The sequence below is a fragment of the Motiliproteus sp. SC1-56 genome (assembly GCF_017309075.1).
Lineage (GTDB): Bacteria > Pseudomonadota > Gammaproteobacteria > Pseudomonadales > Balneatricaceae > Motiliproteus.
This window is the reverse complement of sequence record NZ_JAEMGS010000001.1, coordinates 120,627-132,409: the sequence shown is the minus strand read 5'-3', so window position 1 is coordinate 132,409 and position 11,783 is coordinate 120,627. Positions and strand designations below refer to the sequence as shown.

At 62.3% G+C, this 11,783-nt stretch carries 12 protein-coding genes; all 12 read left to right on the top strand.

Translation table 11 applies throughout. From position 1 onward, the window contains the following. Positions 1-10: 10 nt before the first annotated feature. The 12 genes from JGZ97_RS00670 (at position 11) to JGZ97_RS00615 (ending at position 11,732) form a co-directional block, all read left to right on the top strand. Entirely contained in the window at positions 11-1,030 is a 1,020-nt protein-coding gene (locus JGZ97_RS00670) for a hypothetical protein (protein ID WP_207060667.1), read from the top strand. A gap of 41 nt (positions 1,031-1,071) precedes the next feature. Further along, entirely contained in the window at positions 1,072-1,851 is a 780-nt protein-coding gene (locus JGZ97_RS00665; RefSeq protein ID WP_207060666.1) for a formylglycine-generating enzyme family protein, read from the top strand. 3 nt (positions 1,852-1,854) lie between these two features. Continuing rightward, positions 1,855-2,832 (top strand): SUMF1/EgtB/PvdO family nonheme iron enzyme, encoded by a 978-nt coding sequence (locus JGZ97_RS00660; protein WP_207060665.1) that lies wholly within the window; start codon positions 1,855-1,857, stop codon positions 2,830-2,832. Further along, positions 2,819-3,676 carry a tetratricopeptide repeat protein gene (locus tag JGZ97_RS00655; protein WP_207060664.1) on the top strand — a complete coding sequence of 286 codons (858 nt, stop codon included), beginning with the start codon at positions 2,819-2,821 and terminating at the stop codon, positions 3,674-3,676. Before JGZ97_RS00660 ends, JGZ97_RS00655 begins: the two co-directional genes overlap by 14 nt. A gap of 58 nt (positions 3,677-3,734) precedes the next feature. Next, a complete protein-coding gene (locus JGZ97_RS00650; protein WP_207060663.1) occupies positions 3,735-4,508 on the top strand; it encodes a formylglycine-generating enzyme family protein in 774 nt (257 codons plus the stop codon). A gap of 33 nt (positions 4,509-4,541) precedes the next feature. Continuing rightward, positions 4,542-5,423: a formylglycine-generating enzyme family protein gene (locus tag JGZ97_RS00645; protein WP_207060662.1), complete on the top strand. Its 882-nt coding sequence runs from the start codon at positions 4,542-4,544 to the stop codon at positions 5,421-5,423. Between the two features lie 19 nt (positions 5,424-5,442). After that, positions 5,443-6,264, top strand: a complete 822-nt coding sequence (locus JGZ97_RS00640; protein WP_207060661.1) for a cytochrome c biogenesis protein — start codon at positions 5,443-5,445, stop codon at positions 6,262-6,264. Positions 6,265-6,388: 124 nt separating this feature from the next. Continuing rightward, positions 6,389-7,351: a MoxR family ATPase gene (locus tag JGZ97_RS00635; RefSeq protein WP_207060660.1), complete on the top strand. Its 963-nt coding sequence runs from the start codon at positions 6,389-6,391 to the stop codon at positions 7,349-7,351. A 10-nt stretch (positions 7,352-7,361) separates the two neighbouring features. Then, positions 7,362-8,294, top strand: a complete 933-nt coding sequence (locus tag JGZ97_RS00630) for a DUF58 domain-containing protein (protein WP_207060659.1) — start codon at positions 7,362-7,364, stop codon at positions 8,292-8,294. Further along, positions 8,288-8,794, top strand: a complete 507-nt coding sequence (locus tag JGZ97_RS00625) for a DUF4381 domain-containing protein (RefSeq protein WP_207060658.1) — start codon at positions 8,288-8,290, stop codon at positions 8,792-8,794. Before JGZ97_RS00630 ends, JGZ97_RS00625 begins: the two co-directional genes overlap by 7 nt. Beyond that, on the top strand, positions 8,791-9,810 hold the full coding sequence (locus JGZ97_RS00620) for a VWA domain-containing protein (RefSeq protein ID WP_207060657.1): 1,020 nt from the start codon (positions 8,791-8,793) through the stop codon (positions 9,808-9,810). Before JGZ97_RS00625 ends, JGZ97_RS00620 begins: the two co-directional genes overlap by 4 nt. Beyond that, positions 9,807-11,732 carry a VWA domain-containing protein gene (locus tag JGZ97_RS00615; protein ID WP_207060656.1) on the top strand — a complete coding sequence of 642 codons (1,926 nt, stop codon included), beginning with the start codon at positions 9,807-9,809 and terminating at the stop codon, positions 11,730-11,732. Before JGZ97_RS00620 ends, JGZ97_RS00615 begins: the two co-directional genes overlap by 4 nt. The last annotated feature ends 51 nt before the right edge of the window (positions 11,733-11,783 follow it).

The following is an 11,783-nucleotide window of genomic DNA, read 5'->3' as shown; positions in this document are numbered from 1 at the left end:
CTGAAACGCTATGAGCCAGACCACGCAGCGCACGGCACCACGGTGGTTAGGTCAACTGGCCGCCGCCCACTGGACAGTCCTGTTCTTTCTGGCCACCGCCCTTTCGGCACTGGCGGTCACCCGTACCGAGGGTATGGCGACCGTGCTGATGGTCGTGCCGTTCACCCTGCTGGCACTGAATCTGGGTGCCGCGATTATCACGCTGCCGCGCTTTCGCCGCGATCTGCCGCTGCTGATTTTTCACTTATCCCTGCTGGCGCTGGTCATTCTATTGGTCGCTTCACGATTAACCTATTTCCAGGCAGGGGCGAATTTGGCCGAGGGTGAAACCTTTTCAGGTAACTGGGTGGCCAGTGAAGGCGGCCCGATGCACCACCAAGCCGCCAGGGAACTGTCCTTCACCAACTTAGGTTTTCGTGATGTGTGGCCCCGCCAAGGCCCGTTTCGTTACACCTACAACCGAATTCAGTGGCAGTCAGCGGATGGTCAATCGCACTTTTCGGTGATCGGTAATGATACGCCCCTGGTACTGAATGGCTATCGGATCTACACGGGGCCAGTACGCGGCTTCGCTCCGGTCTTTCGATGGGAAGACAATAAGGGCAACCGCACCGTCGGAATGGTGCACCTCAACAACGAAGTGGTGGATGAGACGCCGTCAGTCAACGAGTGGCAGTTACCCTCGGGAACTCGTGTGTGGGCCATGCTCGATCGTGGGGCGGCTTCTCCCCGTGAATTTGCACCCAGAGCCGATCGACGTGAGCGTCGGAACCTGGGAGCAGACAGTTTGCCGCATTCACTGGTGCTTCGCCTTGGAGATGCCAAGCGGTTTGAACTGCGGGTCGGGGAGAGTGTGGACATTGATAACGGAACCCTGACCTATCTGAAGCTTACTGCCTGGATGGGCTACAAAATTATTTACGACCCCATGCGCCCCTGGCTTCTCAGTACCGTTATTATCGGTGTACTCAGTTTGTGCTGGTTTTACCTGCGCCGCGTTTTCAGAGGCAGCTCATGGGATTCCGACTAAGTCTCCGGCAGGCGACATTCAGTCTATCGATGGGAGTTGCATTGTTGGGGGCAACTGGCAGTGCATGGTCAGCCGTTGCTGCTTGGGCGGACCCGCTGACGGGGCAGCGTTTTTTAAAAATCGACGCGGGATGTTTTTCCAGGGGGAATCCCGATGCGCTGGAGGCAGACCGCTCCGATTACCAGCTGACTCAGCTGGGCTTTAACTCACGCCCCTTCGCTGATGAAGCACCGGTGCACCGCACCTGCCTAGATACCTTTTGGATCGCTCAAACCGAAGTGACCGCCGCCCAATGGCAAAGAGTTATGAACCGCCTGCCACCTGCGGGCGCAGGCCAGCAACCGGCGGCGGGAATAAGCTGGCAGCAGGCACAAAACTTTATTCAAACTTTAAACGCAAAAGCAGCGCCCGAGCGATATCGCCTTCCCACCGAAGCCGAATGGGAGTATGCCTGCCAACTTGGGTTTCCGGAGGGACCACCAAAACGCCGGGGGCAGTATCGCTCGCTGGCCTGGTATAACCTGCTCGGACACCGCGTTGATGCGGCACAGGAGGTCGCAACGCTTTCAGCAGACCAGCTCGGACTTTTTGATATGTTGGGCAATGTTTGGGAATGGACGCAGGACACCTACGATCCCGAAGCTTACATCGACAGCCCGCGGTATCAACCGACATCAACCAAGCCGACCGGAACGCGCGTCATACGTGGCGGCAGTTACCGTAGCCAGTGGCGGCAAGTTCGATGCCGTAACCGCGCTTCCTATCCGGAACGGATGGATGCCGTTAAACAGCTCGGCTTGAGGCTGGTGAGGGAGCCTTGAGAGATGCATAGATGGATCCTCTTCATGCTGCTCATGGTTTCTGCCGTTCCAAGCGCGGTTATGGCGGAATCCGCTTCAGACCTTCCCTCCGAGGTTGTCATAGACGGCATCCCCTTTGTGTTGATACCCGAGGGAAATTTCACTTTTACCGCCCATACCGGGGCGGCTCGCAGCACGCTCAAACCCGGCCAGCAATATTACCGCGATGTTTCGATATGGCTTGATAGTTTCTACATCGGCAAGTGGGAGGCGCGCGCGGTAACGCTCGCGCGCTACCTTAACGAGGCGGCAAGCCAGGCTGTTCGTGATGACTATCAGCGAGGTTGGGATCGCCCCGCTTCTGCAAAGGCGCCCGTTGCAGAGGGGTGTTCGCTTAAACTGTCACAGGAAACGCTTTTTGAAGTTAACGGCGATCCCTATTGGCCCGCAACGGACCTTTCCTGGGAGCTTGCCCACCAACTTGCGACTTGGTTAGGGTTCAGGCTTCCCACCGAAGCCGAGTGGCAGAAGGCCGCTCGCGGCTCTGATCCGCAGATATGGCCTTGGGGAAACACCTTCCCAGACGATACCTATGCCAACTTTGGGATGGGCCGGCACTGCCATCCGGAGCCTGTTAACCAGTATCCGCGCGGCGCATCGCCCTATGGCGCACTGCAAATGGCGGGTAATGTGAGTGAGTATGTCGTTGATTGGTACAACGAACATAACGATTCGCAACTCACGGACGGGACCAGAAACCCTGTACCACCGGCCACAGCGACCCCGCTGCCCTTTGAGGAGCCGCAGCGTATCAGCAAAGGCGGCGACTGGGGAGGAGGACCGACCTTTTTGGCCATCGGTTTTCGTAATTACCGCCAACCCGACCTGCCACAGAACCGCGCCGGTGTGCGCTTTGCGCTTGATGCACAAAAAGTTATTGAGCTGATCGCGGCAGGAAAAGCGTCGGTTTCTGGCAGAATAGAGCACTATGTTGAGAAGTGATGGGGGCGATAAAGGCATGCCGTTAGCTCAAAAGCCAATGCAAGCAAGACGGAAGGATTTTCGCTTACCGGCGTTGATCGGGGTGCTGACTGTGGTTGTGTTAATTGGTTTGGGGATACGAAGCCTGCCGGATACAACGGCTCCGGCGCTGTCGCTTGAAGAAACCACTCAACATCAATCGTTTCAGCGTTTTCAATCACAGGCTCCAGAAGAAGCAGAGGAGAAAGTGTGGAAAACGGAACCCCGGATAAATCCTCAAGATGACCCGAGTGGTCATGCAAAGCAGGCCAGGGAGAGTGAAGCGAGCTTACGTTTCCAACAAGCCTTGGCCATGATGGACACACAGCGCTTTGAGTATGCTTTAGTGGCCCTAAACCGGGTACTCGAATTAAACCCGGATGACCCCCGCGCGCTGACCAAGAAGGGGTTTGCCTTACAGGCACTTGGACAGCCAGCTCAAGCATTCGCGGCATTTGATAGAGCGCTGGATGTTGACCCGGGGCATGCCATGGCCTACTTCGGGGCGGCCGCTGCTTTAGAAAGCTTAGGTGATCTGGAAGCGGCCCTTAGCGGGATGCGATCATTCCTGCACACGACAGACATGGGACCGGAAAAGCTTTATGTAGCCCAGGCCCGTTCGGCCATCTGGGAGTGGGAGGCCCGGTTAGGCCGGGGGCCTTGGGGGCCGACAAAAGGGATCCCGCCGGGATTCAGTGCCGAAGAAGTGCGCCGCGATGGCAAGGGGGTTGGCGTTAAAATTCCGCTGCCCGAAACAGCGGATGAAGAAGGACGCATGCGCTACGAGATAAAAGCTGCAGAAAAAACTGAAATATTTGAACGGTAAGCATTTGCCAGAAAACGAGGCTCAATTCATGCGATATGTAAACCCAAGGTTCTGGCTAGTGACTGTAGCACTTATTTCGGCTACTGCTACTGCTACGGCTGACGATCAGCCGGGTTTCGCGGACATGGCTTTTACCCGTGTTGATGCCGGATGCTTTTTAATGGGACACAATCAGGTAGAAGCGCCTCCCCCCGGCCAGGTTGTCGAAGGGCCCCGAAGTGATGAGTACCCCCAGCACCAGGTCTGTGTGGATGTCTTTGACCTTGGAACCTATGAGGTCACTCAACAAGAATGGTATGCGGTCATGGGTGGCCCGAAACCAACGCACCCGCAACGGCCCGTAGCCAATATTTCGCGAGAACAGATTGGGTACTTTCTTGAGAAGCTGAATAGCCTTCAGAGTGAGAGTCGTTACCGGCTCCCCACCGAGGCTGAATGGGAATATGCCTGCCGTGCCGGCGGCCACGATGAGGGCACCAACTTTCATGACATGGCGCGTCGCGACCGCTTAATGGAAGTTGCCTGGTATAGGCGTCCAGTGCGGCCTGACGCAACGCCAGAGCCGGTGGGCAGCAAACTGCCCAACGCTTGGGGGCTCTACGACATGCTCGGTAATGTATGGGAGCACACCGCGGACAGTTATGTTTCGGATGCGTACGCAACCCATGCTGAGAACAACCCGGTGACGCAATCACCCACGGACAAGTACGTCATCCGGGGTGGCAGCTACAAAAGTGAGCATTTTCAGGTCCGTTGCGGCTCCAGAGTCTACAGCCTAAGTGACGATCCACTTCCGACGGTTGGTTTCCGGCTGGTCAAACAGATTCCGTAAGCGAGCCCGATGATGACTATTGAGGTGAGACGAATGAAACTTGTTGCCGCGTTTTTGACGCTGCTAGGGATAAGCATCGCCGCACAGGCGCAAAGCCTGGATTCCCAGGCATTGCCAGACCAAGTCAGAATAAATGGCGTTGAGTTTGTACTAATTCCCGAAGGCTGGTTTTACAAGGCATCAGCGTCGATTTCAGCCGGAGGCGCCGAACTAGCCGTAGAGGATCCTAAAATCTGGCTGGACAGCTTCTATATTGGGAAGTACGAAGCCCGCGCCAAAGATTTGGTGCGCTTTCTTAATAGCAATCGTGGAGTTGACTACCAGGGGGTTGGGACTAGCTGCTCGATTGGCCGGGAGGCTGACGGACAATACGTGCAGTTTCGGCCCGACGACAACCTTCCCGCCACCCACCTTTCGTGGGAGCAGGCCAGCCAGTGGGCTTTGTGGATGGGGTTTCGACTGCCGACCGAGCTGGAATGGGAAAAAGCGGCAAGAGGACAGGATAAGCGCATTTTTCCCTGGGGGAACGCTTGGCCTGATGAGACCTATCTGAACTTTTACACTAATAGTAAGTGTTCAGTAGAGCGCGTCGATCGTTACAAAAAAGGGGTCTCCCCCTACGGCATTTACAATATGTCTGGCAATGTTTACGAGTATGTAGGTACCTGGCTCGATCACGAGTTTGACCGCAGCTTGAAGGATGGTATGCGCAACCCGACGCCTGCGGATGACAGTGCCAGCACCCGAATAATCCTTAAAGGCGGACGCTGGGGGTCAAAGGCTGACTTTGTGAAAATTGGTTCGCGTATGGCCAGCAGCCCCGATCACATCTGGCGGTGCAATGGAACTCGGTTTGCCATTGATACTGAGGCTGTCAAACGACATCTTGATAACGGCTCAGCCGAAATTCTCTGACAAGAAAGGCTCAACCTGAATGGATTCAACCGCGTTGGAAAACCTGACTCTTTGGCTGGCCCTGGTGGGTTATGTCGCCGTAACTATTTGGGCCCTCTCGGCTCTGGTATTCAAGCGTTCTCTCGGGGAAGGATTATTCTGGCTTTTGCTTTGCAGCACAGCACTTCATACGACCTCTCTCGGGTTGCGTTGGAGCATCATCGACCGGGTTCCCGTGGTTGGGATCTACGAGATGCTTTCAGCCAACATTTGGGGGTTGATGGTGGCGGTGACCGTCGCCTATAAAATCCTGCCAAAAACCCGCCTCATCATAGCTTTGTTGATGCCGATCATCATCATGCTGATGGCATGGATGATGCTCAAGGCGGACGATCCCGCTGCTACTCCCAGCACCTACGACACCATCTGGTTATACATCCACATCGGTTTTATCAAACTGTTTTTGGGGTGTGCGTTTATCGCCCTTGGATTGGCCTTGGTGATCCTGCTTAGGCACAGTGGCTTTGGGCCAAAACGCCTGCTGGAGCTACCTAGCGATGCCGGGCTGGATAATCGCGCTTACCGGTTTATGGCCCTGGCGCTGGTCTTTGATACCCTCGGCGTCGTCTCCGGTGCCATCTGGGCCCAGGACGCCTGGCATCGATACTGGGCATGGGATCCTCTAGAAGTGTGGTCACTGGTCACCTGGCTCTGCATTGGTCTGACATTGCATATCCGCGCTCAATACAAGACCTCCCCTCTGGTGAACGCCTGGTTAATTCTTGCCACCTGGCTGGTCGCCTTTTTTACCTTCTTTGGCATTCCTTTTGTATCGGCTTCCCTGCACAAAGGCATGATTTAGTCGCACGACAAAAGTGCCGCTGGTATTGCCGGCAGAACTTGTGCTCCAGTTACCCGTCAGATCAGATTCTGTTACGTTACGCTCTCTATTTATCAACAGGATAAGGCCTGATAAGAGTCTGAGCATGACCGCACTCAATCAACTCCAGTCCCTTCAACGCTGGCTCGAATCCCAGATCATCGGCCAGCAGACCCTTATCGAGCGGCTGTTGATCGCCCTGCTGGCGGACGGTCACCTGCTGGTGGAAGGCGCGCCGGGGCTCGCCAAGACCCGGGCGATCAAGGCGCTGGCCGAGGGGATCGAGGGGGACTTTCACCGTATCCAGTTCACCCCTGACCTGCTGCCCGCCGATGTCACCGGCTCCGATATCTTTCGCCCGGAGAACGGCAGCTTCGAGTTCCAGCCCGGGCCCATCTTTCACAACCTGGTGCTGAGCGATGAGATCAACCGCGCTCCGGCCAAGGTGCAGTCGGCGCTGCTGGAGGCCATGGCCGAGCGCCAGGTCAGCGTGGGCCGGCGCAGCTACCCGTTGCCGGAGCTGTTTCTGGTGATGGCGACCCAGAACCCCATCGAGCAGGAAGGCACCTACCCGCTGCCCGAGGCGCAACTGGACCGCTTTCTGATGCAGGTGCTGGTGGATTACCCCGATCGCGACGCGGAGCTCGCCATTCTGCGCCTCAACCGCCGCGAGGCCGACCCGGCGGGCTCGATGCAGCGGCCTGAACCCCTGGGGCAGGCCGCCCTGGCCCGGGCCCGGACCGAGGTGCTGGCGCTGCACATGGCCGAATCCGTTGAGCGCTACATCGTCGAGCTGGTGCTGGCCAGCCGTGACCCGGGGCGCTACAGCGAGGCGCTGGCGGGCTGGATCGACTACGGCGCCAGTCCCCGCGCCACCATCGCCCTGGATCGCTGCGCCCGGGCCCGGGCCTGGCTTGCCGGGCGTGACTATGTCAACCCGGACGATGTTCAGGCCGTGGCCCACGACGTGCTGCGTCACCGCCTGCTGCTGAGTTTCGAGGCCGAGGCCAACGGCATGACGCCGCAGGGGGTCATCGACGAGCTCCTGCAGCGGGTGCCGGTCGCCTGAGCAGGTCGCCATGGTAGCTGTCGTCACGCCAGACCGGTTTCGTGTGCGGGGTGCCTTTACCGAGGTGGACCGCCTGGTGGCGCTGCACCGCTGCACCCGCGGGCTCAAGCTCGGCGGCGGGCGCCGCCGCGCAGCCCCCCTGGCCGGGGAGTGGAAGACCCGGCGCCGGGGGCGCGGCATCGATTTCGAGGAGGTGCGCCTCTACCAGCCCGGCGACGATATTCGCGCCATCGACTGGCGGGTGACCGCCCGCAGCCAGCACCCCCACACCAAGGTGTACCGGGAGGAGCGTGAACGCCCCATCATGCTGGCGGCCGACCTGCGCTCACCGATGTTTTTCGGCAGCCGCTGCTTCAAGTCGGTCTACGCGGCCTCCCTTATGAGCGCTTTGGCCTGGGTCGCCCTGGGTAACCGGGACCGGGTCGGCGGCATCGCCTTTGGTGACAGCGACCACCGGGATATCCGGCCCCGGCGTAGCAAGCACGCGGTGCTGGAGTGGATCCGCCAGCTCGACCGCTACAGCCGCAAGCTACAGAGCCCCTGCCCCGGAACGCCGCCGCAGCCCCTGAACCGTCTGCTGGAGCAGCTGATTCACACCTGCCGGCCGGGTACCGCGATCTACCTCGTCAGCGACTTTCACGACCTGGACGCGGCCAGCCAGCAGCGGCTGCACCAGTTATCCCGTCACAACGAACTCACCCTGTGCCTGCTGGCAGACCCCCTGGAGCAGGGGACGGCAGGCGAGGAGGGACTCTGGATCAGCGACGGGCGCCATCGACAGCCGCTGCAGAGCACCGCGCCCCTGGCCGCGGCGCTGCAGGCGAGATACCGGCAGCTGCAGCAAGGGTGCGCCCCCCTGGGGGCCGCCGCCCACCTGTTCGATACCGGGGCGCCGCTGTCCCAGCCCCTGAGTGTCCTTTGCAGCGGGGGCAAGCCATGGTGAGCAGCGCCGCCCCCAGCCTGGCCCAGCTGCGCCCGCTGCAGGCGCCGCCACCGGTCAGTTGGTGGCCGCCGGCGCCGGGCTGGTGGCTGCTGGGGCTGATGATCCTGGCGCTGGTGGCCTACGGTTTGTGGCGCTTTCGCCAGCACCGCCGCCGCAACCGTTATCGTCGCCGCGCCTTGGTGGAGCTGAGCGCCATCTACCGTCAGTATCAGGCGGGGGGGGATGCCGTTCAGTACCTGCACCAGGCTTCCAACGTGATAAGGCGGGTGGCCCTCAGCGCCTTTCCCGCGGAACAGGTCGCCGGCCTTCAGGGCCAGGCCTGGGTCGACTTTCTGCATCGCAGCAGCGGCCTCGAGGGGTTTGCCGAGGGGGCCGGCGTCTGTCTCGCGGCGGGGCCCTACCAGCCCGCCCCCCGGGTGGAGGTGGAGCCGCTGGATGCGCTCCTGCGGGCGTGGGTCGTGCGCCATCGAGGGGATTGGCCCGGTGGGGGAAGGCCATGACGTTCGGTTTTGACTGGCCCTGGCTGTTACTGCTGCTGCCCCTGCCGTGGGTGGTGAACCGGCTGCTGCCCGCCGCTCCGCCCCGGCGCGCGGCCCTGCGGGTTCCGTTCTACCAGCAGGTGGGTGGCACCGAAGGCGGCGCCGATTACCGCCCGGCCCACCGCGGCAGGGCCGCGCTGCTGTGGCTGATCTGGCTGTTGCTGCTGCTGTCGGCCGCACGCCCCCAGTGGGTGGGGGAACCCCAGCCGGTGGCCCTCAGCGGGCGGAACCTGATGCTGGCGGTGGATATCTCCGGCAGCATGGATTCCGAGGACATGCTGCTGGACGGCGCGCGGGCCAACCGGCTGCAGGTGGTCAAGCGGGTATTGGGGGATTTTGTCGTCCGCCGCGCCAGCGACCGCCAGGGGCTGATCCTGTTCGGCACCCAGGCCTATACCCAGGTGCCTCTCACCTTTGACCACCTTACCCTGGCCCGTTTGCTGGACGAGGCGCAGATCGGTTTTGCCGGCGAGAAAACCGCCATTGGCGATGCCATCGGTCTGGCCATCAAGCGGCTGCGCGAGGCACCGGCCGAGAGCCGGGTGCTGGTGCTGCTGACCGACGGCGCCAATACGGCGGGCCGGGTCGAGCCCCTGGATGCCGCCGCCATGGCCGCCGGCGAGGGGATCCGCATCTACACTCTCGGGTTCGGCGCCGAGGAGGTGGAGGTGAGGGGGCTGTTCGGCACCCGCCGGATCAATCCGTCGGCGGACCTGGATGAAACCACCCTGCGGGGAATCGCCGCCCGCACCGGCGGCCGTTACTTCCGCGCCCGTGACCGGGAGGAGCTGGCGGCGGTCTATGCCGCCCTGGACGAGCTGGAGCCGGTGGAGCAGGAGGCCGAGGTGGTGCGCCCGCGCCAGGCTCTCTTTCACTGGCCCCTGGCCCTGGTGCTGCTGCTGAGTTTCGCCTGGGCGGCATTCGCCCTCTACCGGGGGCGTCGAACGCTGCCGGCCGACGCGGAGGCGGCGCGATGATCGAGGCCTTTCACTTTTTGCGGCCCGCCTGGCTGCTGGCCCTGCTCCCGGCGCTCTGGCTGGTCTGGCGGCTGTGGCAGAGCCCGGGCGGCGCCAGCGGCTGGCAGCGTTGGATTCGCCCCGAGCTGTTGCCGCTGCTGCTGGAACGCCCCGGTGGCGCCGGCGGCCAGCGTCTGCTGCTGGCCCTGGCGGCGGGCTGGGGGCTGGCGGTGCTCGCCCTGGCCGGGCCCACCTGGGAACGCCTGCCCGAGCCTCTCTACCGGACCCAGCAGGCCCGGGTGTTGATTCTCGACCTTTCCCCCTCCATGCGCGCCGGCGACCTGAAACCCTCGCGCATCGTGCACGCCCGGCACCGGCTGACCGACCTGATCAACTCCCGCCGCGAAGGGCTGACCGGCCTGGTGGTCTACGCCGCCGATGCGCACGTGGTCTCGCCTTTGAGCCATGACCGGCGCACCTTGCTGGCGCTGACGCCCACCCTCTCCCCGGATTTGATGCCCGCCCCGGGCAGCCGGGTGGAGGCGGCGATTGAAGAAGCGTTGGCGCTGCTCAAGAACGGGCGGCACACCCGGGGTGAGCTGCTGCTGATCACCGATGGCATCGCTCCCGAGGCCGAGGCGCGCATTGGCGAGCTGCTGGGCGGCGGCGATTACAGGCTCTCCATTCTTGGCGTGGGCACCACCGAGGGGGCGCCGGTGCCCCTGGCGGACGGTCGTTTCGCCCGCGACAGCGACGGCAACCTGCACCTGGCCCGCCTGCAGCCGCAGCGCCTGGCCCGTCTGGCCCGGGCCCATGGTGGCGTTTATCGCCCCCTGGCGTTCGATGGCAGCGACGTGCAGAGCCTGAACGCGCAGCTGGCCCGCGCACCGCGCCCGACGGACAAAGACCCGGCGGCGCTGGAACAGCACTTTGATCGCTGGGCGGAAGCAGGCCCCTGGCTGGTTCTGCTGTTGTTGCCCATCGCCGCCCTGGCCCACCGTCGCGGCTGGCTGCTGTTGTTGCTGATCACCCCCCTCACCCTGCCGCAGCCCGCCCATGCCCTCGAGTGGCAGGACCTGTGGCTGACGCCCGACCAGCAGGGAGCTCGCGCCCTGGAAGAGGGGGATCCCGAACGGGCCTCGCGGCTGTTTGCCAGCCCCCAACGCCAGGCAAGCGCCCTTTATCAACAGCAAGCTTACCCGGAGGCCGCCGAGCGCTTCGCCGAGGCGGTGAAGGCCGACCCCAGCGCCGTCAACCACTACAACCACGGCAATGCCCTGGCCCGGGCCGGTGAGCTGGATGCGGCACTGGCCGCCTACGACCGGGCCCTGGCATTGGCGCCCGGTATGGAGGACGCCCGCTTCAACCGGCAGTTGGTGGAGCAGCTGCGCCAGCAGCAAAGCGAGCAGCGGGAGTCGCAAAGCCAGCAGGAGCAACAACAGCAACAACAACAACAACAACAGCAGTCCGCCGCCGGCCAGCAGCCCGACCAGGGGCAAGCGGCGCCCCGGGGAGCAGAAGGGGACCAGGAACAAGCAGCGAACCAGGGGCAGGAGAGCGAGCCACAGTCCGGGGGACAGCAAGTTCAGCAGCAAAGCGGGCAGCCACGGGATGAGCCGCAAGGCCAGCAGCCAGGTGAGCCCAGCCCGCCCCCGCAAGCTCGGGAGGCGTCGCCTTCGGCCGATGAGCAGGCAGGCGAGCCTCCGCCGTCAACGAGCGCCGGACAGGAGGCGGCCCCGGCCGAGCAGGCGCGAATCGGTGCGGAACCGGTGGCGCCGGAGGGCGAGGCGGGGGAAGGGGATGCCGATCCTGCCCTGGAGCGGTGGTTGCGCCAGCTGCCGGAGGACCCGGGCGGACTGCTAAGACGCAAGTTTGCCTATGAATACCAACGCCGCCAGGCCCTGCAGGGCCCTCCCGGCACGCCGCCCCCGCAGCGCTGGTGACAGGCACTCCATGGGACGACAGCAAGTGATGAGCAGAGCCATGACGAGAGA

Bases quoted from the DNA above. Each gene is read 5' to 3' on its own strand.
- JGZ97_RS00660 (WP_207060665.1), top strand. From the start codon at position 1,855: ATGCATAGATGGATCCTCTTCATGCTGCTCATGGTTTCTGCCGTTCCA.
- JGZ97_RS00630 (WP_207060659.1), top strand. From the start codon at position 7,362: ATGGTAGCTGTCGTCACGCCAGACCGGTTTCGTGTGCGGGGTGCCTTT.
- JGZ97_RS00655 (WP_207060664.1), top strand. From the start codon at position 2,819: ATGTTGAGAAGTGATGGGGGCGATAAAGGCATGCCGTTAGCTCAAAAG.
- JGZ97_RS00640 (WP_207060661.1), top strand. From the start codon at position 5,443: ATGGATTCAACCGCGTTGGAAAACCTGACTCTTTGGCTGGCCCTGGTG.
- JGZ97_RS00625 (WP_207060658.1), top strand. From the start codon at position 8,288: ATGGTGAGCAGCGCCGCCCCCAGCCTGGCCCAGCTGCGCCCGCTGCAG.
- JGZ97_RS00615 (WP_207060656.1), top strand. From the start codon at position 9,807: ATGATCGAGGCCTTTCACTTTTTGCGGCCCGCCTGGCTGCTGGCCCTG.
- JGZ97_RS00645 (WP_207060662.1), top strand. From the start codon at position 4,542: ATGAAACTTGTTGCCGCGTTTTTGACGCTGCTAGGGATAAGCATCGCC.
- JGZ97_RS00670 (WP_207060667.1), top strand. From the start codon at position 11: ATGAGCCAGACCACGCAGCGCACGGCACCACGGTGGTTAGGTCAACTG.
- JGZ97_RS00620 (WP_207060657.1), top strand. From the start codon at position 8,791: ATGACGTTCGGTTTTGACTGGCCCTGGCTGTTACTGCTGCTGCCCCTG.
- JGZ97_RS00635 (WP_207060660.1), top strand. From the start codon at position 6,389: ATGACCGCACTCAATCAACTCCAGTCCCTTCAACGCTGGCTCGAATCC.